The 20,608-nt window shown below is 63.5% G+C and carries 19 protein-coding genes; 10 read left to right on the top strand and 9 right to left on the bottom strand.

The annotated features are described in order from the left end of the window. Positions 1-4: 4 nt before the first annotated feature. From ABJO18_RS12060 to ABJO18_RS12050, 3 genes are all read right to left on the bottom strand, one after another. Positions 5-1,261: an HlyD family efflux transporter periplasmic adaptor subunit gene (locus ABJO18_RS12060; RefSeq protein ID WP_348515934.1), complete on the bottom strand. Its 1,257-nt coding sequence runs from the start codon at positions 1,259-1,261 to the stop codon at positions 5-7. After that, complete coding sequence (locus ABJO18_RS12055) at positions 1,258-2,526, bottom strand: TolC family protein (RefSeq protein ID WP_348515933.1); 1,269 nt, start codon at positions 2,524-2,526, stop codon at positions 1,258-1,260. The genes ABJO18_RS12060 and ABJO18_RS12055 overlap by 4 nt, the downstream gene beginning before the upstream one ends. Positions 2,527-2,590: 64 nt before the next feature. After that, positions 2,591-2,977, bottom strand: coding sequence for a hypothetical protein (locus ABJO18_RS12050; RefSeq protein WP_348515932.1), 387 nt, complete (start codon positions 2,975-2,977; stop codon positions 2,591-2,593). 176 nt (positions 2,978-3,153) lie between these two features. On the opposite strand from ABJO18_RS12050, the gene ABJO18_RS12045 reads away from it, so the two are divergent. After that, positions 3,154-3,363, top strand: coding sequence for a hypothetical protein (locus ABJO18_RS12045; protein WP_348515931.1), 210 nt, complete (start codon positions 3,154-3,156; stop codon positions 3,361-3,363). Positions 3,364-3,502: 139 nt separating this feature from the next. Here ABJO18_RS12045 and ABJO18_RS12040 read toward each other — a convergent pair whose 3' ends face one another. After that, positions 3,503-3,646, bottom strand: coding sequence for a hypothetical protein (locus ABJO18_RS12040; protein ID WP_348515930.1), 144 nt, complete (start codon positions 3,644-3,646; stop codon positions 3,503-3,505). 231 nt (positions 3,647-3,877) lie between these two features. On the opposite strand from ABJO18_RS12040, the gene ABJO18_RS12035 reads away from it, so the two are divergent. The 5 genes from ABJO18_RS12035 to ABJO18_RS12015 all read left to right on the top strand — a co-directional run bounded on the left by ABJO18_RS12035 (position 3,878) and on the right by ABJO18_RS12015 (position 11,124). Next, on the top strand, positions 3,878-5,125 hold the full coding sequence (locus tag ABJO18_RS12035) for a TolC family protein (protein ID WP_348515929.1): 1,248 nt from the start codon (positions 3,878-3,880) through the stop codon (positions 5,123-5,125). Beyond that, positions 5,122-6,360 carry an efflux RND transporter periplasmic adaptor subunit gene (locus ABJO18_RS12030; RefSeq protein ID WP_348515928.1) on the top strand — a complete coding sequence of 413 codons (1,239 nt, stop codon included), beginning with the start codon at positions 5,122-5,124 and terminating at the stop codon, positions 6,358-6,360. Before ABJO18_RS12035 ends, ABJO18_RS12030 begins: the two co-directional genes overlap by 4 nt. Further along, entirely contained in the window at positions 6,344-9,481 is a 3,138-nt protein-coding gene (locus ABJO18_RS12025; protein ID WP_348515927.1) for a CusA/CzcA family heavy metal efflux RND transporter, read from the top strand. The genes ABJO18_RS12030 and ABJO18_RS12025 overlap by 17 nt, the downstream gene beginning before the upstream one ends. A gap of 222 nt (positions 9,482-9,703) precedes the next feature. Beyond that, the gene (locus ABJO18_RS12020; RefSeq protein ID WP_348508023.1) at positions 9,704-10,669 is read left to right on the top strand and encodes a cation diffusion facilitator family transporter; all 966 of its coding nucleotides are present in this window, start codon (positions 9,704-9,706) and stop codon (positions 10,667-10,669) included. Positions 10,670-10,704: 35 nt separating this feature from the next. Then, positions 10,705-11,124 carry a DUF3703 domain-containing protein gene (locus tag ABJO18_RS12015; protein ID WP_348515926.1) on the top strand — a complete coding sequence of 140 codons (420 nt, stop codon included), beginning with the start codon at positions 10,705-10,707 and terminating at the stop codon, positions 11,122-11,124. Positions 11,125-11,433: 309 nt separating this feature from the next. Here ABJO18_RS12015 and ABJO18_RS12010 read toward each other — a convergent pair whose 3' ends face one another. Beyond that, the gene (locus tag ABJO18_RS12010) at positions 11,434-12,138 is read right to left on the bottom strand and encodes a hypothetical protein (protein ID WP_348508021.1); all 705 of its coding nucleotides are present in this window, start codon (positions 12,136-12,138) and stop codon (positions 11,434-11,436) included. Positions 12,139-12,466: 328 nt separating this feature from the next. On the opposite strand from ABJO18_RS12010, the gene ABJO18_RS12005 reads away from it, so the two are divergent. After that, positions 12,467-12,883 (top strand): antitoxin Xre/MbcA/ParS toxin-binding domain-containing protein, encoded by a 417-nt coding sequence (locus tag ABJO18_RS12005; protein WP_348508020.1) that lies wholly within the window; start codon positions 12,467-12,469, stop codon positions 12,881-12,883. 61 nt (positions 12,884-12,944) lie between these two features. Here the strand turns inward: ABJO18_RS12005 and ABJO18_RS12000 are convergent, their stop codons facing one another. From ABJO18_RS12000 to ABJO18_RS11990, 3 genes are read right to left on the bottom strand one after another with little or no spacing between them, the layout of a single operon-like run. Then, positions 12,945-14,069 carry a TniQ family protein gene (locus ABJO18_RS12000; RefSeq protein WP_348515925.1) on the bottom strand — a complete coding sequence of 375 codons (1,125 nt, stop codon included), beginning with the start codon at positions 14,067-14,069 and terminating at the stop codon, positions 12,945-12,947. Next, on the bottom strand, positions 14,059-14,901 hold the full coding sequence (locus ABJO18_RS11995) for a TniB family NTP-binding protein (protein WP_348506758.1): 843 nt from the start codon (positions 14,899-14,901) through the stop codon (positions 14,059-14,061). Before ABJO18_RS11995 ends, ABJO18_RS12000 begins: the two co-directional genes overlap by 11 nt. Beyond that, positions 14,894-16,567, bottom strand: coding sequence for a DDE-type integrase/transposase/recombinase (locus ABJO18_RS11990; protein ID WP_348506756.1), 1,674 nt, complete (start codon positions 16,565-16,567; stop codon positions 14,894-14,896). Before ABJO18_RS11990 ends, ABJO18_RS11995 begins: the two co-directional genes overlap by 8 nt. 216 nt (positions 16,568-16,783) lie before the next feature. On the opposite strand from ABJO18_RS11990, the gene ABJO18_RS11985 reads away from it, so the two are divergent. Further along, on the top strand, positions 16,784-17,002 hold the full coding sequence (locus ABJO18_RS11985; protein ID WP_348506754.1) for a hypothetical protein: 219 nt from the start codon (positions 16,784-16,786) through the stop codon (positions 17,000-17,002). 160 nt (positions 17,003-17,162) lie between these two features. Here ABJO18_RS11985 and ABJO18_RS11980 read toward each other — a convergent pair whose 3' ends face one another. Next, positions 17,163-17,627: a hypothetical protein gene (locus ABJO18_RS11980; protein ID WP_348506752.1), complete on the bottom strand. Its 465-nt coding sequence runs from the start codon at positions 17,625-17,627 to the stop codon at positions 17,163-17,165. 568 nt (positions 17,628-18,195) lie between these two features. Here ABJO18_RS11980 and ABJO18_RS11975 point away from each other — a divergent pair. Together ABJO18_RS11975 and ABJO18_RS11970 are read left to right on the top strand one after the other, a co-directional pair. Continuing rightward, positions 18,196-20,061: a glycoside hydrolase gene (locus tag ABJO18_RS11975; RefSeq protein WP_348506750.1), complete on the top strand. Its 1,866-nt coding sequence runs from the start codon at positions 18,196-18,198 to the stop codon at positions 20,059-20,061. Between the two features lie 93 nt (positions 20,062-20,154). After that, positions 20,155-20,604 carry a DUF411 domain-containing protein gene (locus ABJO18_RS11970; RefSeq protein ID WP_348506748.1) on the top strand — a complete coding sequence of 150 codons (450 nt, stop codon included), beginning with the start codon at positions 20,155-20,157 and terminating at the stop codon, positions 20,602-20,604. The last annotated feature ends 4 nt before the right edge of the window (positions 20,605-20,608 follow it).

Here is a 20,608-nt window from a genome sequence, read left to right as displayed (position 1 = left end):
GCTCCTAGTGATCGTGGCTCGCGCCGGACTTCAGCACGTCGGCGGTGATCAGGAAGGCGTTCTCGCTGACATAGGTCGCGCCCGGCTCGATGCCGCCGAGGACTTCCGTCCATTCCGGCGTCTGGCGGCCCAGTTCCAGCATGCGCACCTCATAGGTATCGCCCACGCGGGCATAGACCACCGTAAAGTCGCGGAAGCGCTGGAGCGCACCGGTGCGTACGGCGAGCGGCACCTCGAACTCGCCGATCTCGACCCGCGCCCGGATCCGCTCGCCGGGACGCCATTGCCCGTCCTGGTTGGGAATCTCCACATGCGCGATGGCGCGCTGGCTGTCGGGGTCGATCATCGGCGAGAGGAATTCGATCTCGCTCTCCACCGCACGGCGTCCATCGGTACTGGTCACCCGGACCGGCTGGCCTGGCGCGAGATCCGGCAGATCACCCGGATAGACTAAGAGCTCGGCATGCAGCTGGGAGGGGTCGGCGATCACGTAGAGCGGTTCGCTGCCGGCCGGCGCATTAAGCGTGGCCCGGCGTTCCACCACGACGCCGCCGATCGGGCTTGTGACGGAATAGGTCTGCAGGCTGTCCGTCGCGGTGATGCGGGCGAGCGTCTGCCCGGCCTCCACCACATCGCCGATGCTGGCATTGAGCGCCACGATGCGCCCCGGCAGCCAGCCGCGCAGCTCGGCGCGACCCTCCGGCAACAGCTCCATCTCGCCATAGACCTCGATCGTCTCGTCGAGCGTGGCCGGCCTCGCCCGGTCGACGGCGATGCCACCGGCCTCGGCCTGTGCCGGAGAGATGGTCGTGCGGCCTTCATAGGACTCGTACTGCCAGCGCGCATTCAAACCCGGCATCGAGGCCGTCACGGCGACGTCGAAAGAATGCGGTTCGGTGACCACGCCATCGCCGCGGAGGAAATCCTCCTGCGGTGCAAACGCGAACCGGTCGACCTGCCCGCCCAGACGGGTCAGTTCCACCGCGGCCGTCACGCGGGACGGATCCACCGGCTGGCCGTCAAGATAGGGGTAAAGGCGGAATTCCGGGTCGACGCCGTCCTCGAAGATGGTCAGTTCAAGCGCGAAATCGCCCTCGCGGAGCATGCGGCCGCGATGCGGGCCGCGCTCATACTCGTCGCCGGCGGCAATTTCACCATGGCCGGAGCCGCTCTCGCCCTGCGGAGTCTCAGCGGAGCAGCCCGCGAATGCAAAGGCGATAGAGGACAGGAGGAGGAAAGAAGAAAGCTTGTATCTTGTCATTGTTGAGTTCCCGGGCGCTGGAGCGTAGTGCGGGGCGCGCCGGTCAGGCGGCGCAGCTGGATATCGGCCTGGTGGATGGCGAAGAGCGCATCGGTCCGACGAAGGCGGGCCTCGATGAGCGCCTGCTGGACGTCGTAGATTTCCAGGAAGGAGAAACTGCCACGGGCAAATCCGGTCCGGGCCTGTTCGAGCGCGGTTTCGAGGCGCGGCAGGACGCTTTCGTCGAGCGCGGCCAGCTCCCCAGCCGCAGCCTGGCGCCGCAGGGCAAGCGCCTGGACATCCCGCTGCACTTGCCGTTGCCGCGCGGCAAAATCGGCGTCGATGGCGGCGGCTTCCGAGCGGGCCGAGGCTATATTGGCCCGGTTCGCGTTCCACACCTGCAGCGGAATTGAGAACCGCACGCCGAGCGCGACATCGTTGGAAGCCTGATAGTGGCGCAGCTCGAGCCCGACATTGGCGTCCGGCACGGCACGGGCGGTCTCCAGCTCGATCTCGGCATCGCTGCGGGCCCGGCGAGCGCGCAGCAGTGCGAGTTCCGGGGCGGCGGCATCGGCAGAGGCATTCCCCAACCCGCCGAGGCTCAGAAAGCTCTCCGTCTCTACCGTGAAGTCCGGCAGGCCGCCCCAGTAGGAGGCCAGGATCGTGGCACTCGTGACAACCTGCCGTCGGGCCAGACCGGCCTCGATCTCCGCTTCGGCGAGGCGGGCTCCGATCCGGTCGCGGGCCATCACCGGATCGCGGGCAGCCTGGACCCGACGGTCGACGATCCCAGCCAGCGCCTGCAGTGCTGCGACGCGGGCTTCGGCAATGGTCTGACGTATCCGGGCGGCCTGGATGTCGAGATAAGCCAGTTCCACTGCCCGGATCAGGTCGCGCCAGGCGATCTCGGCCTCGACGGCGGTCACGTCGCGTTCGCGTTCGGCCAGCGAGCGCCGGGCGTCAAGATCGCCACCGCGTTCCCAGGGCTGCATCACCCCCACGGCGGCTTCGGCTTCGTTGAACAGATTGTGATCCCCGCTGCCCAGCACGCCTTCGGACGTGAAGTCGAGCGTGGGGTTGGGCCGGCGGGACGCGCCGTCGATACGCTGTTCACTCGCATCGACACGGGCGCCGGCAGCAGTGAGTTCCGGAGCGCTGTCGAGCGCGCGGACGATGGCCTCGTCGATTGTAAGGCTTGGAGGCGACACCTCCTGGGCGCCGGCCGCGGCCGGCACCAGGGCGAAATGCGTCGCGGCAAGCGCGAGCAGGCAGAATGGCGGTTTCATGGACTCGATCCCGAAAACGAATGCGGACAAGCCGCCGGTCAAGGCCGGCGGCACGGTCTGGTCGCTACAGGATCGTTCGAGGCGGGCGTTGCGGTCCGGTCGAGCCGGGATCGCGTAAAGGTGCGGAATTGGTCAGCTCCCGGATCATGCCGACGCGTTGCGGCATGCCACGGCCGTCGGTCGTGGCGATCGGAGCGCCGTCCATATGGACGTGGGCGTGAAGCACGATATCGCCGGATTCGGGAGCCTCGGTATCGGCACCGGCCAGACCCCGCTCCAGATCGATCTCGCGGTCCGTCCCCCGGTGGACATGAATATCCTCGTGAAGGTCGGGCGACGGGATCGAATGATGGTGGTCCGCATCAACCGCATGCGCATGCGCTGCCGCCCCGGACACGGGTCCGAGACAAGCCAGCATGGCAATCAGGAGAAGAGTCAGAGCCTGTCGCATCGTCCCCAAGGCGCTTTTCGAGGCAGAACTCGTACCTGCCGAGCACCGCCGGGTCAAGCAATGGCGTATCGCCATTATTGCCCTGCCGATCGCGCACGCTGCGAGGCTTCAGCCCGCCCGCAACTGCCAGGCCGCGCGGTCCAGCCGCGTTTCGACGGGAAATCCACCCTCGAATCATGATGAAGGACTATGTCACCGATCTGGTACGCAAGCGCAGCGTCTCAGATCTAAGCCCCGACGGCAACTTGCTCGCGAACCGCGCATTCATGTTTCAGCGCGGCCTGCCTAAGCTGTTCGCCGGCATGACCGCTATCGGGAAACCGGCCAGGCGCAAAATCAGACAAGCGATTTTCGCCTCGCGGGAGATACTGCAAATTCAGGCTTGAACCTCTAGCAGCTAGAGGAATTAGGCTGTTCCCGGCGCTTGAGGACTTGATCGAAAAGGTCTGCCCCTGTAGGTCCCCTGTCGAACCGGAGGTGTTCGTGCTCACCCTGCTGCGCACATTACTGGCCGTCCTGACCGTCCTATCCTTCGCTGGAGAGGCGGCAGAAGCGGCTGTGCCGGGACACGACCACCATGTCGGCCATGAGGACCTCGCAACGGGCGGTTCCGGGCAGAGCGAGCACCGCCACGCCCAGCATCCGGTACATGCCTGCGGCGCCTGCCATCACGCGATCGCCGCTCAAACCGGCGCGCCGTCCCTGAGCGTGCCCGCGAACCGCGTCACATACCGCCTCCGCCACGAACGTGGCCCGGGCCGGGCGCTCGCGCCGCCCCACCAGCCTCCCATTGCCTGACGAGAGCGTTCGAACCCTTCGTTCTCTTCAGACAATCGGGATATCTGGATGTATTCAGACAAATCTTCCCGGCCGAGATGGCCGGGCCGAGGACTTGCAGGCGTGGCCTGCAGTGCTCTCCTCGCGTCTGCGGCGCTGGCACAGCCGGCTCCGCGGGACGCCCCGCTCGATCTCGCGACGGCCCTGCAGTGGGCCGCGCAATCCAACCCGCGCATCGGGGCGGCCCGGGCGGACGTGTCCGCACGGCTTGGCGAAGCCCGTCAAGCGGGCCTTTGGGACAACCCCTCCCTGGAAGCCGAAGCCGAGGACTTCGGCGGCGACCGCAGCGATATCGGCGACGGCGATGTGACCGTCGCCGTGCGCCAGACTATCCCGCTGGGCGGCGACCGGCGCCGCGCCCGCGAGGCGGCCGAGGCCTGGGCCGGTGTCGAGACCGCGCAGCTGAACGCGGAGATCGCCAGCCTGCTCGGCGACGCTGCCACGGCGTTCGTGGACGCCCGTGCGGCCCAGGAAACCGCTCGCGTCAGGGCGGAACTCCAGGATCTCGCGGAAACCGCCGCGTCGGCCATACGCCAGCGCGTCGAGGCGGGGCGGTCCTCGCCGATCAATCTCGAGCGGGCCGACATTCTGACCGCCACGGCCGGCATCGAGGCGGCATCGGCGTTGACCGAGGCGCGGCGTGCAGGTCTTGCGCTGGCCGCGATATGGGGCGGCGCGACGGCGGGCGAGGTCGCGCCCCCGTCCGTGTTCGTGAACAATCCGGAACTGTCGGCACTGACGCCGGAGGCGATGATGCGGCGCAATCCGGATCTGGCGGTCGCACAGCAGACATCCCGCGCGCGAAGCGAAGAGATTGCCAGAGAACGGGCCGAAGCCATCCCGGATATCACACTCGGTGCCGGGATCAGGCGGTACGGCAGCGATAACGAGACGGCGTATCTCGCCATGGTCGAAATGCCGATCCCGGTGATCGACCGGAATCAGGGCGCCATCGCCGCAGCCGCGGCGCGCGAGACCGGGGCCCGACTGGACGAGGAGGCTCTGCGGCGGCAATTGCTGGCGCGACATGCAGCCGCCTACCGTCGGTGGAGCGACGCGCAGCAGCGTTATGCAGCACTGAGCGAACGCGTGCTGCCGGCCGCGGAGAACGCCTTCTCCCGTACCAGTCTCGCCTATCGCGAGGGCGCGCTGCAGCTTCTCGACCTGCTGGACGTCCAGCGCACCTATTTTGACACCCGTATCCAGGCGATTGAGGCCCGGGCGCAGCTCGCCCGCGCGGCCATCGAACTCGACGTGCTCCTTGGCGCACCACGCCTGAAACAACTCGCCGGCGCGGAGGCCAACCCATGACAATGACGCTGACCAAGACACTCCTCGCCAGCACGGCGACACTGGCGCTCTTGTCCGCCTGCTCGGAACCGTCGGCGCAAGCGCCCGCCCGTGAGGCTCCTGCGGGCACGGACACCTACGAGAGCACGGCCGAGACCGGTCGTGCAGGGGATAATCACGCCGATGGAGCCGGATACGTGGAGGTGACCGACGGCGACATCGACGCGCTGGGCGTAACGATCGGCCAGGCCGATACCGGTCCGGTCGACGGCGAGGTGGAATTGCCCGCCGAGGTCCGGTTCGACCAGACGCGGCTGGCGCATGTCTCGCCACGCGTATCGGGCATCGTGCATGCTGTCCACGTCACCGAGGGCGACACCGTCGACGCGGGTCAACTCCTCGCCGTGCTCGACAGTCGCGCCCTGGCGGACGCCAAGGCCGGATACCTGTCCGCCCTGGCCCGCCTTGACCTAGACCGATCGCGCTTCGAGCGTGAGAACCGGCTGTGGGAGCAGCAGATCTCGGCGGAGCAGGACTTCCTCGACGCCCGCCAGGCGCTGGAGGAATCGCGCATCGAGGTGCGCAGCGCCCGCCAGCAATTGGAGGCGCTGGGCATTGACGAGGCGGCGCGCGCCACCCTTGCCTCGGAAACCGATCAGCCCCTGACACGCTACGCGCTCGCGGCACCGATCTCCGGTAACGTCATCGAGCGCCACGCCGTGCTGGGCGAGGTGATCGAGGAAGGCGCGCAGCCACCCGCCTTCATTATTGCCGATACGTCCACGGTCTGGGTCGATGCGGCCATCTACGGCGCCGATCTCGACCGGCTGCGGGCCGGCAGTCCTGTCCGTATCGATCCAGGCGATGGCGGCCCCGAAATCGTCAGCGAGATCGCCTTCGTCAGCCCGCAACTCGGCGAAAGCACGCGCACGGGCCGGGCGCGGATCGTCATCGACAATGCCGGCGAACGCTTGCGTCCGGGCATGTTCGTCACGGTCCACGCCGAGGCGCTCGCCGCCCAGGCAGGTACCCGCGTTCCGGCGACCGCACTGCAGACGGTCGACGGCGCCGATGTCGTCTTTGTTCGCACCGATCACGGTTTCGAAGTTCGTCCGGTCCGGATCGGACGGCGCTCCGACCGTTTCGCGGAAATCCTCGCGGGGGTCGAGCCGGGCGAACGGATCGCGACTGCCGGCGCCTTCGCCCTCAAGTCGGAACTTCAAAAAGGGGAGTTCGAAGATGGACACGCCCACTGACAACCTCTCCCCGCAAAACCAGGGGGCGGCAACGCGGCTTCTGCACCGCATCGCCGGCGGTCGCCTCCTGGCGGTACTCGGCTTCGTCGCGGTCATCCTGGCGGGCGGGATCACCTTTAGATCCATGCCGGTCGACGCTTTCCCGGACGTGACGCCGACCCTAGTGCAGGTCTTCACCGAAACCGAAGGCCTCGCCCCCGAAGAGGTCGAGCGCTATGTCACCTTCCCGGTCGAGACGGCGATGAACGGTCTGCCGCGGCTGACGGAAGTCCGCTCCACCTCGAATTTCGGTCTGTCGGTGGTGAACATCTATTTCGAGGACGGAACCGACATCTACTGGGCCCGCCAGCTTGTCGGCGAACGTCTCCGGCTGGCGCGCGACGACATACCGAACGGCTTTGGCGAACCGGCCATGGGGCCGATCACCACTGGGCTCGGACAGATCCTCTTCTACTTCCTCGACAGCGCCGACGGCCCCCTGAACGGTGTCGAACTGCGCACCATCCAGGACTGGCTGGTGAAGTTCGACCTGCAAACCGTGCGCGGCGTGACGGAAGTGCTCTCGCTGGGCGGGTTCGAACGGCAATACCAGATCGATGTGCGGCCGGACGCACTCCTGCGCTACGACCTCACAGTCGCAGATGTGGTGGCAGCCGTCGAGGCCAACAACGCCAATGCCGGTGCACAATTCCTGGTCGAGAACTCCGAACAGTATACGGTGCGGGCGGTTGGCCTGGCCGAAGGCGAGCACGATCTGGGCGATATCGTCGTCAAGGTCGTCGACGGCGTGCCGGTGCGCGTTCGGGATATCGCCGGGATCGAAATCGGCGGCGCGCCCCGCCAAGGCCTGGCCACGATGAACGGCCAGGGCGAGATTGTCGCCGGGCTGGTGCTCAAGCTGATCGGGGCCAATACCAACGAAGTGATCGGCCGCGTCCATGACCGGCTGGACCGCATCAACGAGACCCTGCCCGACGGTGTCGAGGCCGTGCCCTATTACGACCAGTCCGAACTGGTCGGTGCCGCTGTCTCGACTATGACGACAGCGCTCTGGCAGGGCGCCCTGCTGGTTGCGGCGATCCTGTTCGCCTTCCTGCGCGGCTGGCGGCCGAGTCTGATCGTGGTGGCGTCCATACCCTTCTCGGTCGGCTTTGCTCTCGTCGCGATGCAAATCTTCGGCGTGTCGGCCAATCTGATGTCGCTGGGCGGGATCGCTATCGCTATCGGCATGATGGTCGACGGGGCGGTGGTCATGGTGGAGAACGCCAATCGGCGCCTGCGCGAGGCCGAAGCGGACGCAGACCGGCGCAATGTGGTGGCACAGGCCTGCGCCGAGGTGCTGCAGCCGCTGGTTTTCGCCATCCTCATCGTCGTGGTCGTCTTCCTGCCGATCCTCACGCTCGATGGCGTCGAGGGGAAGACGTTCCGGCCGCTTGCCTTTGCCGTGGTCTTCGCCATGGCGGGCTCGCTGATCTTCGCCGTCCTGCTGGCGCCGGCCGCGGCCTTTCTGGGCCTGCGGCCAAGACCGGCCAGTGCGGAAGGTGGTGGCCTCTATGCGCGCTGGTTCGGCCCGGCGGTCGGCTTCTTCGTGGCGCGGCGCTGGGCAGCCGTCCTGCTCGCCGGCGTCATGCTGGCCGCGGGCGCGCTGATCTTTCCGCGTCTGGGTTCGGAGTTCACACCGCGCATGAATGAGGGCGACCTGCTCATCCGTTTGACGATGGCACCCTCCATCAGCCTGCCGGAGGCCCGCAATACGGTCACCCGGTTCGAGCAGACCCTGCTCGACGATTTCCCGGAGGTCGAGCGCGTGGTGACACGGGTCGGCCGCGGCGAAGTCGGCGCCCATGCCGACCCGGTCAACAGCGGCGAGGCCTTCGTCGCCTTGAGGCCAAGATCGGAATGGACGACGGCGCGGACCCAGGCAGACCTCCTGGCCCGCATGAGCGAGCGCTTCGAGGACTTCCCCGGGGCCCGGTTCAACATCACCCAGCCGATCGCGGCCGCGACGGACGAACTCCTCACCGGCACCAAGGCGGACCTCGCCATCAAACTGTTCGGCGAGGACATGGCCGTTCTGGAACGGGAAGCGGCGGAGATATCCCGCGTGATCCGGGGTATCGACGGCTCGGCCGATGTGCAGGCCGATCAGGTGACCGGTGCGCCGCAATTGCGCATCACGGTGGATCGCGACGCGATCAGCCGCTTTGGCCTCAATGTCGAGGACATCCTGTCGGTTGTACGCAGTGCGGTGGGTGGCGAGACCGCCGGGCAGGTCTTCGAGGGCATCCGGCGATTCAATATCGTCGTGCGCTATCCCGAGGCCGACCGCGCCAACGCCGAACGCATCGGGCGCATCGTGCTCAACGGACCTGGCGGGGAGCTGATCCCGCTGAGCCAGGTGGCCGGCATCGAGCGGATCGAGGGGCCGCGCCAGGTCACCCGCGAGAACGGGCGGCGCTTCATCACCATCCAGACCAATGTCCGCGGCCGTGATATCGGTTCCTTCGTGGCTGAGGGGCAAGCGGCCGTCGACACCGAAATCGACCTGCCGCCCGGCTATTACGTCGAGTGGGGCGGCCAGTTCGAACTGCAGCAGCAGGCCAATGCCCGCTTCGCCGTGGTGATCCCGGTCACGCTGGGCATCGTGTTGCTCTTGCTCCTGTTCAGCTTCGGCCGCCTGAAAAGCGCCCTGCTGATCGTGGCCAACATTCCGCTGGCCCTGGTCGGCGGTATCGCGGCGCTCTGGCTGACCGGCCAGAACCTGTCCGTGCCGGCCTCGGTCGGCTTCATCGCCCTGTTCGGCATCGCCCTGGGCAATGGCATGGTGCTGGTCTCCTTCCTCGACCGCTTTGCGCGGACGCGGCGGGATGTCGATGCCTTCAGTGTCGAGGCCGCGGTGATGCGGGCCCAGCCGGTGCTGATGACCGCCACGACGACCGGACTTGGCCTGATGCCGCTCCTCTTCGCCAGCGGGATCGGCTCGGAGGTGCAGCGTCCACTGGCGGCGGTGGTGATCGGCGGACTGGTGACATCGACCGTGCTGACGCTGCTGGTCCTGCCGGCCGTCTATAAATGGTTTGCGCCGCGGCCGGTGCTGCCGGAACAGGAGGAGCAGGCCTAGCCGTAGAACGGCGTTCGACACCATGGTTCCGGACCGGTGCGCCGGTCCGGAACCTGGTCGGGCTAGTTGACGAAGGTCGCCGCCTCGGCCTTGGCCACGAAACAGGGCCTTGACCCTCTAGGGACTATAGGAATTACGCCAGGTTCCAAAGCTTGATCAGGTGCACCGGTTTCCACTTCACCTGATCACGCGACCACTCTGGGCCAATCGAGGAGATGTCCCGTGCCACACGATCATGGACACACCCCTATCGATCCGCAATCCGGCGACCGCCGCGTCTCCATTGCAATCTGGGCCAACGCCCTCCTGACAGTCGCGCAAATCGTGGGCGGCATCCTGTCGGGCAGCCTCGCCCTGATCGCCGATGCGCTTCATAATTTTTCCGACATGGCCGCGCTGGCTATCGCCTATGCCGCACGCAAGATCGCGCGTCGGCCTGCGGACGAGAGGATGACCTTCGGGTACGGCCGGATCGAGATCGTGGCCGCACTCATCAACTATACGACGCTGATTCTCTTGAGCCTCTATCTCATCTACGAGGGCGGCATGCGGATGATCGATCCGCCGGAGGTCGCCGGCTGGACCGTGGTGATCCTGGGCGGTGTCGCGATCACGATCGACACGCTGACGGCGCTGCTAACCTATTCGATGCAGAAAGGCAGCGTGAACATCCGCGCGCTCTTCCTGCACAATCTGTCGGACGCGCTCGCCTCGGTCGCCGTGGTCGCCGGCGGAGTGCTGATCGTGCTCTACGACATGCGCTGGGTCGATCCGGCTATTACGATCGCCATCGCGCTCTACATTCTCTATCTGGCCGTCACCGAGATCGGCGCACCGATCCGCACGCTGATGCTGGGCAGCCCGTCCGGCATAGACGGTGCCGCCGTCATCGACGCGATGCGAACCATCGAGGGTGTGACGGACGTTCACCACGTGCATCTCTGGCAGATGCAGGAGCACACGGCAGCGCTCGACTGCCATGTCGTCCTGACCGAGAAGGGCTGGACGCGCATCGAGGCCGTCAAGGCGGATCTCAAAGACAGGCTGAAAAGCCGTTTCGGCATTGCGCATTCCACCCTTGAGTTCGAGCATGCCGATCGCGCGCACGAAAATGCCGGCCTCTACGGTCACCACGAGCCGGCTGAACAGGAGGACACTGATGTTTACCGAAACCCCGACGGACCGTGACGACACATGTGCCGGGAACAAGGCCGAGGCCGATCGTGAATCGGTGCCTCAAAACAGCCCTGGCCGAAGAAATGGGAAATGCGCGCGCGGCCTATGCGGCCCGGGACGACGAGGTGGCATTGTGTCATTTCGAGCGTGCGCACATTCTCAGCCAACGCTACTTTGCTGCCCATTGGGTCACGCACTGGTGGATGCTGAAACTCGGCATCCGCCGGGCCGACCGGCGGGAGATCCATGGGCAGATGCTGCGACTCATTGCCGTCATTCCCGGCTATATCTCCGGCTGGGTACCGAAGGGCAATACCGGCGGCGCCGATGTCTCCGCCATCAAGCCCATGCCGGTCCCGGAGGACCTCGAAGCGTTGCTGCAGGACTATTCGGTGACCCGCGACGTGGCTGTCCGGCTGCTGCTCGCCGTTCTCGCAGCCTTGGCCACACCCGTCCTGCTCCGTTGACGCTATGGATGGGCACCTGTTGCGAGGGGGATGCCTCCGGCGTATCGAATCCGGCTTAAAGGAAGACTTCGTCCGCTTTCGGGATAAAGCGGACGATATTCTTCACCTAGTTGAGGCTTCACCTGGAAGCATGGCCTGGAGGAGGCGATGGGGGCGTCCCTGCTTTTTGCCCGACACGCGCGCAAGTTCAATGGCAATGTCCGGCGATCCGCTTGCCACGGCCCGACTACCGGGAGATTACTCGGGTCCAGCAGAGCGAACCCCATCCGAGACAAACTATGCTCATGGCCCAATCACTGCCGGCCCTGCTTAAGAAGGGTGCCCCTGCCGCCGCTCCCGGCTACGGCGTACTAAACGCGTTGCAAGATAGGCCGCAGCGTCGCCAGATTCGATGAACTCGAAGGCCTTCATTTTGGCGTCGAGGATGGTCGGATAGGATGCCCTGCCTCGGATGCCGTCGATGGCGAGCTGAAAGGTGCCATCGTCGGATGAGATCCGGACCTCGATACCCGCCCTAGTGATCGCCAGGGCATCGTTACCGTCTGGCTTCCATCGGGGGCTGTCGACGAAGCGTTTGCGCTTTTCGCACTGGCTAATGCGACGGTCGTGGAATTCGCTAGCATTCGTCGTTCCCGTCAGCTTGTCGCAGCAGTCAGTGCCAACTACCATGGCGCCCCATGTGGGATGTCCAATCGCGTAGACGTAGCGAATCTTGTTGCCGCAAAGCTCACAATTTCCGGAGATATCCTCCAGATCGTCTGTACCGAGATGGCTCCACCCGAACTGCGGCATGATGAGCCCGTGCTCTCTGGCGTGGCAACCTTTACACAGAGTTTCGCACTCGCGGTAAGGATAATCCCAAGGCGCGCGGCCCGGCACATAAGCCTTGTGATGCACCTGCAGTACAGCGCCATCTTCGGGACCGCGGGCACAGCGCACACACCGACCACCATCGAGCTTGATGACTTCCTGGCGGAAGAGTAGCCAGTCCGCATGTCTATACAGCTTCATCATCGTCCTTCCCGATCGGAGCGGGAAGCTACCCCGAGTCTCCAGCGCGGGAAATCGAGCGCCTTATTGTCGGGGCGGCAGAACCCGATTGAGGCTCAGCATTTCGTATGTTCTCCGTCGGTATCAGCTACTCGGCCTCCTCTTGGCTGAGTTCTGGTAATGTCGGCCAATCCAACTCGTCCAGCGTCATCTGAGGCACCTTTCCGTGGATGTCGAACGCAGCTTGGAGCCGCGTGCCCACCCATTAGCTTCCTTGTTCCGACATACGCTCTGCCTTCTCTTCGCTTTGTCCTTTCGCGCCGCTATAATCACACGGTCTGGAGCAGCAATCATGGTCCGTTTCGTTCCGATCAACACCGCGCCGCGAGAGTTCACGCCCGGGCCGATTTCCCCCGAGGAGGCCGCCGCGGGGTTTCGCGCGGCGACGAAGCTGTTCACCCGGTGGGAGTTGTCGGAGGCTCAAGCGGCGGCATTGCTCGACATGCCGAAGTCGACCTACCGTCGTTGGTGCAGTGCGGGCCCTGGCCGCATATCACGTGATCGCGGCATGCGCTTGGGCATTCTACTCGGCATCCACAAGGCCTTGCGCACCTTGTTTCGCGATCCCTCTCGCGGCGACGCCTGGATCAAGAAGCCTAACGACACATTCGGAGGAAGGTCCGCGCTCGACCTCATGATGAACGGCTACATCACCGATCTGATGCGCGTGCGGAACTACCTGGACGCCGAGCTCTGTTCGTCTGCCTGAGAGATCCAACTCGGGCATTGGCCCCTCGGGCGCTGCAGGAGCGTCGCGCACCCAGGAGGTCCTATTTGGCCTCGTAGTATCGTCGCACTGCCTCGTGCCAGCTACTCGCAAACAATGGGAAGTACTTCGAGATCGAAGTCTCGAAGAATTGACCGACATGCTGGTCGAACAAGCTAGCAAGCAGCAGCAACGGCTCCGTCGACAATTCGCCGAGGTCTTTGCGATAGCGATTGATGAAACGGGTTCGCGATACGCCGGAGATCCCGCTCAGGCGATACGGGAAGAGGTTTGGATTTCGACACAATAGCGCACCAATAATGTCGAGCGCGGTGTTGGGATCGTCGTCGCCGATCCCGAAATTATCGAGGCTCGTCGCGCCGGGGTAGAAAAAGATGCGGTGTTGACGATGCGACGGGTGAAACAGGTCAGCCACGACACCGTTTCCCTCCGGCCGCTTGCGGGTTAGCAAAAATAGCATTCCAAAGAAAGCTTCTCGAGCCTCCGCCACGCCGGCAAAGCCGAGGTCCCGAGCGGTTGAGGCGGCCCGCCGATCATCTCCGAAGAGCCCGTTCATCCTGACTGCGTTCGGAGTGATGGTGCCCTTTCGCCGATCGAGATCCCTGCCCCGTCCGCCGGTGAGCCGCTCGATGGTCGTCCATATCTCGCCCGGAAATGGCGGAGTCAGGACATCCGGTTCCCACTCCGAGCCCCGGCGTTCGGATCCGATTGCGAATAAGGAGGTGTTATGCTTCAGACATACCGTGGATAGCGGGAGTTGATGTTCTGGCCGCGCCACCGGAAGCGCTTTGCGTTCGACATTTCCCAGAGCACACAGCGGGCAAATTCGCACTTCTTTCCTTGGAAAGGTCGTCGTCAGATATCCGTATTCGGCGCTGAGCCGTATCCATGGTGCGTATCGGTCAAAAACCCTAAGTTCCCGCTCAAGCATTTCAAGTACAGCCATTGCGGCGACGCCCGTCAGTGCGGCCATCTCGCCCGCAGCGTCTGGGTTCTTCACGCTGCGCTTCCCATCGCCGTCCCAAGTGACTTCGAAACACGGCAGGGGCGTCACTTTTATTTTGGATTCCGGCCGGCGATCATCCACCCGCCGGGCCCACTCCGTAAGCCTCTGCCCGGGATGAGGCTGAAGCTCTCGAGCGCTGGCATAGCCCATGTCAGGAGACATATCCGCTCCGCCCAATTATTTCCTCGACGATTTCGGTCAATCGTCCGGGATCGCCCGATCGCTGTGCTTCGTAGGCGGCCTGAGACAGCGTAAAGGCGATATCCACCGTTCGTGGGCTGGGCCCCTTAAGAAGCGCGACGAATAACCGGCGCGGAAGCGATTTGGGTGTCTCGATCGGAAGCGAGGCGAGATAGCTGTAGACGAAACGCTCAAGATGTCTGTCGGATCGCCAATTGGGCAGCTTAAGAGCTCGAAATCTTTTCTCGAACTGTTCGTCGTAGGACATGATTCTCGAGATGTTCTGGGTGCCCGCAATAATCAGCGAGAGCCCGGTCTGGTTGCCTAGCCATTTCAGAAGGTTGAGGCAGGCGAGCTTGTGATTGCGGGTGGCGGCATCAAGATTGTGAAACTCGTCGATGATGATGAGCCTTAGGCCGCTGCGGTCCGCTCCAGTGACGAACCGTCCGAGATTGGGTTTGTCCATAGGCCCCAGGCCGCCGGCTTCCGAGATCGCCGATAGGAGAGTTCCCTCAGATGGGTTCACCGGCATTTCGGTGATCGCAATCGTGCGTACCTGGTTCACGATCCCTTCTGCGAGATCGACTTTTGCATAGCGACGCACAAATTCTTCAAGCAACGCGGTTTTTCCGGCACCGGAATCGCCGACGACCATGAGGTTGTACGGGCGCCGTTTTAGCGCGCCAGTCTCGTAAATAAACCTCATTTCCTCCATGATCGCCGTGGCGGACGGATGTTCGACGAAACGGTCCGCGAAGAACTCTCTGAGAACTTCGTCGCTGGCCTTGAGCTCGAGATGTTGGAGATCAGTCATCGTCGATCATTCCCTCTCGGCGAAGCCTGATGGGCAGCATGTCGGAAGCGTCGAACGTAACCTCGCTGTCCAGGCTCGCTTTTGACGAGTGTATCGCTGGAGAGGATGTTGCCACCTCGCTGTAGTAGGCTTGTCGATCTCGCGAGCGTTTTGCCTTGCGCGTCAGCTCCTTTGCCCGCTGAACATGTTGATGTTCCTGCTCAATCAGTTTCGCGAGCTCTCGATCTGTGAGAGCGTTTAGGGGTTGGCGTTTGTCGATAGTGTCGCGATATGCCCTCCACTCGGCTCGACTGATGTTTGGAACTCGATCGCTCTTGGCCGGCACGGTGTAGAGAGCGCCGTCGGGACCGATGACATCGATCACGCTGACATCGTAGGAAACCGGGAGGACGCTGATTTTCCGAACGTTGTTGTCGTACCAAGCCTGCACGTCTGGGCTCCAGTACTCGATCCGCTCGAACTGAATGCCGCCGCGTCCCGTCATCCGTACAACTCGCGTACGAAAGTCCGCCTCGAAGAGTGCGGCTTCCTTGGCCGGAATAAGAGGCGCGAAGCCGTTCTCCAGAGCTACTTGATACCGAGCGATCGGAGTCATGCCGGTGCGCGAGTGGACCGTATGATGGTACTGGCAGACGATATAGCGGCCGATGAACGTCAGCAGCTCAGGCATGGTCAGAGACGCTTTAGCGCTGCTGTCGTATCGCCCTTTGTCGGTGATATTGGAGAAGGTCGTGCCCGGCAATTCGTGCGTCTTGAGCATCAAGGTACGTATGACGCTTTCGACGTGCCCCCCGAAGTGTGGGGTCCCGACCGGCCGATAGAGCAGCTCGATGCCGTGCTCCCCTGCCCCCCGGCTCATAGCTGTCGACCGAAACTCTTTGCCATTGTCCATGTGCAGGGCTTTAGGCAAACCCAGTGTCGGCCAGTCTCCGGTGATGCCGTATCGACGCAGAAAATCGTCTTTCGGGAAAGCCAGCTGGCGCAAAGTCGCAGCAATACTCTCGGTCGAGGGCCCGATGAAGTCGATGTGAAAACCGACGATCATCCGCGTGTAGACATCGACGGCAACGGTGAGGACGGGGCGGCCAATTTCCTCGCGGTGGTTCCGATCGACAAGCATGACATCCATGATGGTGCTGTCGATCTGGACAATCTCCATCGGAGCGCTGGTTTCGAAATGGGTTGTCTTGGGTGAATACTTACTACGGTGCGCGCGTGCACCAAGCCGGCGCTCGCTGGCAGCTGCCTTCGACAATGCGCGAACGCGGCGGTGAAAGGTGGAGTAGCTGGGCACGTCGACGTTTTCCTCGACACAAACCCTTAGGAGCTGCTTGTAGGCAGCAGCCACGGTGCGCTTCTGCGCCGCGAGGTAGTATTTCTCTATGACGGTTTGCATGAGCGCCTCAGCGGAAACGCCCCCGTCTATATTTCGCCCTGAACCAGTGCTTGCCCGCTTGGGCAAGAGAGAAGAAGCAACAGGCCGTGCGCGAAGCCTATCGAGATAGCGGTACAGGGTGGCTTCACTGATACCCAGCTCTTCCATCAGTTCAGCACGAACGTCTTCCGCCAGCTTCCCCGAGCTCAGACAAGGCCTGAGCGCCGCAAAGGCCTTCTGAGCGAACTTCCATCCCGGATGCTTTTCGTACTCGTTTCGCGATGACTTCATGAATCGCGCTACCTGTTTGTGATGCGCGCGAACTATACGAAATCTATTCTAACAACGCAGGCGCTTTCGAATCCTCAAATAAGAATTGTTTCTATTATTCGCTAAAATTGAAAGCAGGTAAATATCCGGGTCGCGCAAAAAAGACTGTTACTCATTGTTTATATGGAATTTTGTCAAAACGGCTGAGAACGGGATTCTCAATATTTTTGATCAACGATGCTCGATATTCTCAGCATTTTTGACCAAAACTTTCCAAAAATCTGTGGGGAATCAGCGGTTCAATTCTCAGGATTTTTGGAAAGCGCCATCAAAAGACGCGAGCATGGCCACCGAGTCCGGGAAACCATCGGACGTTTGACACACCTGAGTTCCACTCCGGACACCCCGAGCGCGTTCGCCAACAGCGAGCCGCATGCCGCCGCCCTAATCTTCTGAAATCGCGCGAACGACTTCGTGATCCGACCGGCGGCGTCACAAGGCCTTTCTGGCTGGATCCGATCGGTCATGAAGCCCCGGTTTCCGGATCGGCCCATGAACGGTACTTGGCTTTCCGGTCCGCAGTGCGTCGACCGTAGGTCGTCGCTGTGGCCGGGGGTCAGCGAAGAGAAAGCTTGGCCAACGCCATGCCGGCAAGCGCCTGCTCTTCCCTGTGAAAGTCACCCCAAAACGCGCCATCAACGGTGACGCGCCAGATTCCGCCCGTCTCCTTGAGCTGTATCCGGTCGGCCGGCAGCTTGGCGGGGCCGCAGGTTTGTTCGCGAGTCGCAGCCGGTGTCCCCGCGGTTCGAGCAGCGTATTCTACCGGACGGGCGGGTTTGCCTGTCTCCCCGATCAACATGATCGCGCGGATGAATTCTTCAGCGAAATCATCCACCTCCCTGTAGTTGTGCTCGTGTCGGGCCATCTTCATGGGCTCGACAAACCGATCCCGCAGGTGGTCCAGAAAGCGCGGCTCGGTTCTGGACATGTAGGCGATGAGTGACTGAAGAATACGCTCGTGTGCCAGAACGCGGCGCTCCAGTTCGGTTATTTCCGGCGGGTTAGGTCGTGCGGTTGGCATGACAAGCCTCCCGTTCACGGCTTTCCTCATCGCGCCTGGCTTGCGCAATAGCATCCGTCAGGCTCGTATATCGAAATTCGCGATAATGAAAACAATCTACAGGAAGACACTTTATTCCGTATCTTTCTGCTTCTTTGAGGTTTTCTGAAATATTTTTCTTGTTTTTTATCGGAGATTCAGGAGGCAACATTTTTCACTCCATAATGTGTTTTTATGAATACTAGATATGATCCGTTTTTTATGGAATTACAATTGATCTCGCGAAGTCTCGGACTTTACACCGCGGATCGGGCAGGCGGTGCATGGCTCGCTCTTGCCCCTCCTTGAGCGCGCGCGACACGAACTACCGCCCCCGGCGTCGGCGGGCATCGCTTGACGGTGCCATCGGCCTTTCTTTCCTCGGCGGACTCTGTCGCCCCGTGACCGGAGTTCAGGGCGCTCAGTCGGGTTCTCGACTTCTTGAAGACCACAGATTTCGCATCCGGCAGTGATGTCACGAAAACATGGCGGGAATCGATGCTACACTTGTAACGAAGTGCTCCTGGTATCGCGTCTCTAGAGGTTCCTCATGTCGTTTCCCGCTCTTGTCATCCTCAGCACCCTGACCGGCCTTCAGGGCGTCGCGGCGATCACCGGCACCGAGGTCCAGCTGGCCGAGGGTGACGCGCACTACAGGATCGACACCGCGACACTGGCCGTCGTCCGGATATTGCCGGACGGACCTCCGGTCCCGCTGATGTCCGCGGTCGAAACCGCCGGTGTGGTCGGCTCGCTTGAAACGTCAGGTGCGAGCGCGAGCTGGCAATGGCCCGGGACCGGCCTGGCGTTCCTTGTCCGGATCGAACATGAGAAACTGGTTCTGCGTGTCACATCGCATGACGTGACGGAGCTGGACTGGCCGCTGGCGTCACCGGCGGCAGCGGAATGGGCCCTACCCGATGGCCAGGGTGTGATTTTGCCGGCCGGACACGCGGATCTGGCCGGATGCCGGGCGGGCACGGGCGCCCTGTCCTATCCCGCCTGGGCCTATCTGACCGCGGAGCACAGCGGCGCATACGCCCTGTCGGACGGGCTGCAGGCGGAAATCTGCTGGCCCGAAGACGCTGATGGCCGCGTTCGTCTGCATTACAGCTTCACGCCGGATGCGCCGGCCCTGGAACTGGCCCTGTCCGCCGGGCCGGCCGACCCGCTCGCCGCGGCCCGGCTCTATCGTGAACGTCTGCAGATGCGGGACGGCCTGGTCACCTTTGCGGACAAGCAGCCGGCCACCGCGCCGATCGAGCGGCTTTTCGGAGCGCCGCACGCCTATGTCTGGGGCGATGGCCGTAGTCCGGCCTTTCTGGACGATCTGGGAGCCGCCGGCATTGAGCGCATCCTGCTGGCCTATGAGGCCGATGGCTGGGATGAAGCCCTGCGTCCGGCCTATCTGGCGGCTGCGGATGCTGCAGGATGGCTGGCCGGCCCCTATGAAAGCTTTGCCAACGCCCAGCCCTCCGGCGAGGCCGATACCGTCACGGCCGACTGGGGCGATCTTTTCCCGGCCGGCTGTATCACCGGAGAAGACGGCGCGCGTCACACAGGCTTTGCCGGTCGCGGCTGCGAGCTCTCCAGCGAGGCCCTGCGCCGCCGTGAAGGCGCACCGAATGTGGCCTCGCGCTATGCCGGTCATGCGTCAGCCGGCGCGCGCCATGTCTTCCTCGATGTCGATGCTTTCGGCAGTTTTTATGCCGACCATCACCCCGATCACCCCATGGACCGCGTCCGCGACCGGCAGAACCGGCTCGAGCGGATGCGAAGCGCGATCGACGATCACGATCTTGTCCTGGGGTCCGAGCATGTCGGCGGCTGGGCCCATGGCGTGACGCATTACTCGCATGGTGGCAACAGCGTCAATCTCGACGCCATCTGGCCGCTGCTGCGCCAGCGTGAGCGGTTTGGCGGCTACTGGCCGGAAGACCGCCCTCGTCGCTATTTCCAGCCGGCCGAGTTGACGGATGCGGAAGCCGAAGCCCTGTTCTCGCCAGCCCGGCGCCTGCCGCTGTTCGAGGCGGTCTTCCACGATGCGATGATTTCCACGGATCGCTGGGAGTTCGGACAGGCGAAATTCCCCGCCCTCGCCCCGCGCCGCTTTGCCCTCGCCCTCCTGTACGGCACACCCACGCTCTGGCATCTCGACCGGCGGGAGCTGGCGCGGATCGCACCTCAGCTGCGCGCTGCCGAGACCGCTTTCCGCGCAGTTCACGGCACGGATGCGCCTGCTGCAATGACCGGCTTCGAATGGGTCAGCGATGACCGCCTGGTCCAGCGCACAAGCTTCGCCAATGGCCTGACGGTGACCGCGAACTTCTCCGGCGAGGTCCGTGGCGGGCTTGAGCCCGATTGCGTCCGGGCCGAGCGTGACGGTGAAAGCCAGATCGTCTGCCCGCCGAACTAGCACCGCCAAACTGGAACGCGCAGAACGCCGCATCGTCCTGCCGGCGCTCATCTGCTAATTATGTCGAAGAAACGCGAAAATCCGGAGCCTCTCATGATCGACCGCCGCACCCTTGTCCTGACCGGTCTGGCCTGCCTGGCGCTCGCCGGTCGCGCCCGCGCAGAGGATCACCCTGTCATGGTGGTCTACAAGTCACCGACCTGCGGCTGCTGTGGTGCATGGATCGAGCATGTCGAGGCGGCCGGTTTCCGGGTTGCGGTCCGCAACATGCCGGATGTGGTGCCGGTCAAGACCGAGTTCGGCGTGCCGCAGGCCTTGTGGTCCTGTCACACGGCCCGGATCGGCGACTATACGATCGAGGGACATGTCCCGGCCGAGGATATCCTGCGGATGCTGGACACCCGGCCGCAGATTGCCGGTATCGCGGTGCCGGGCATGCCGGCCGGATCGCCGGGCATGGAAGTCCCGGGCTATAGTGAACCCTATGATGTCTATGCCTTTTCCGGCGACAACCTGTCGGTTTTTGCCAGCCATGAGGGCTGAGGCG

This window comes from Maricaulis sp., assembly GCF_039978735.1.
Lineage (GTDB): Bacteria > Pseudomonadota > Alphaproteobacteria > Caulobacterales > Maricaulaceae > Maricaulis.
Note: the sequence above shows the minus strand (reverse complement) of the source record. Positions and strands in the feature narration are given on the sequence as shown.

Excerpts from the sequence above, each read along its gene's own strand:
- ABJO18_RS12010 (WP_348508021.1), bottom strand. The coding sequence starts at position 12,138 with ATGATGAAGCTGTATAGACATGCGGACTGGCTACTCTTCCGCCAGGAA.
- ABJO18_RS12005 (WP_348508020.1), top strand. The coding sequence starts at position 12,467 with ATGGTCCGTTTCGTTCCGATCAACACCGCGCCGCGAGAGTTCACGCCC.
- ABJO18_RS12060 (WP_348515934.1), bottom strand. The coding sequence starts at position 1,261 with ATGACAAGATACAAGCTTTCTTCTTTCCTCCTCCTGTCCTCTATCGCC.
- ABJO18_RS11985 (WP_348506754.1), top strand. The coding sequence starts at position 16,784 with ATGCTCGATATTCTCAGCATTTTTGACCAAAACTTTCCAAAAATCTGT.
- ABJO18_RS12000 (WP_348515925.1), bottom strand. The coding sequence starts at position 14,069 with ATGTCTCCTGACATGGGCTATGCCAGCGCTCGAGAGCTTCAGCCTCAT.
- ABJO18_RS12055 (WP_348515933.1), bottom strand. The coding sequence starts at position 2,526 with ATGAAACCGCCATTCTGCCTGCTCGCGCTTGCCGCGACGCATTTCGCC.
- ABJO18_RS12050 (WP_348515932.1), bottom strand. The coding sequence starts at position 2,977 with ATGCGACAGGCTCTGACTCTTCTCCTGATTGCCATGCTGGCTTGTCTC.
- ABJO18_RS12025 (WP_348515927.1), top strand. The coding sequence starts at position 6,344 with ATGGACACGCCCACTGACAACCTCTCCCCGCAAAACCAGGGGGCGGCA.
- ABJO18_RS11995 (WP_348506758.1), bottom strand. The coding sequence starts at position 14,901 with ATGACTGATCTCCAACATCTCGAGCTCAAGGCCAGCGACGAAGTTCTC.
- ABJO18_RS11990 (WP_348506756.1), bottom strand. The coding sequence starts at position 16,567 with ATGAAGTCATCGCGAAACGAGTACGAAAAGCATCCGGGATGGAAGTTC.
- ABJO18_RS11980 (WP_348506752.1), bottom strand. The coding sequence starts at position 17,627 with ATGCCAACCGCACGACCTAACCCGCCGGAAATAACCGAACTGGAGCGC.
- ABJO18_RS12030 (WP_348515928.1), top strand. The coding sequence starts at position 5,122 with ATGACAATGACGCTGACCAAGACACTCCTCGCCAGCACGGCGACACTG.
- ABJO18_RS12045 (WP_348515931.1), top strand. The coding sequence starts at position 3,154 with ATGATGAAGGACTATGTCACCGATCTGGTACGCAAGCGCAGCGTCTCA.
- ABJO18_RS11970 (WP_348506748.1), top strand. The coding sequence starts at position 20,155 with ATGATCGACCGCCGCACCCTTGTCCTGACCGGTCTGGCCTGCCTGGCG.
- ABJO18_RS11975 (WP_348506750.1), top strand. The coding sequence starts at position 18,196 with ATGTCGTTTCCCGCTCTTGTCATCCTCAGCACCCTGACCGGCCTTCAG.
- ABJO18_RS12040 (WP_348515930.1), bottom strand. The coding sequence starts at position 3,646 with ATGGCAGGCGCCGCAGGCATGTACCGGATGCTGGGCGTGGCGGTGCTC.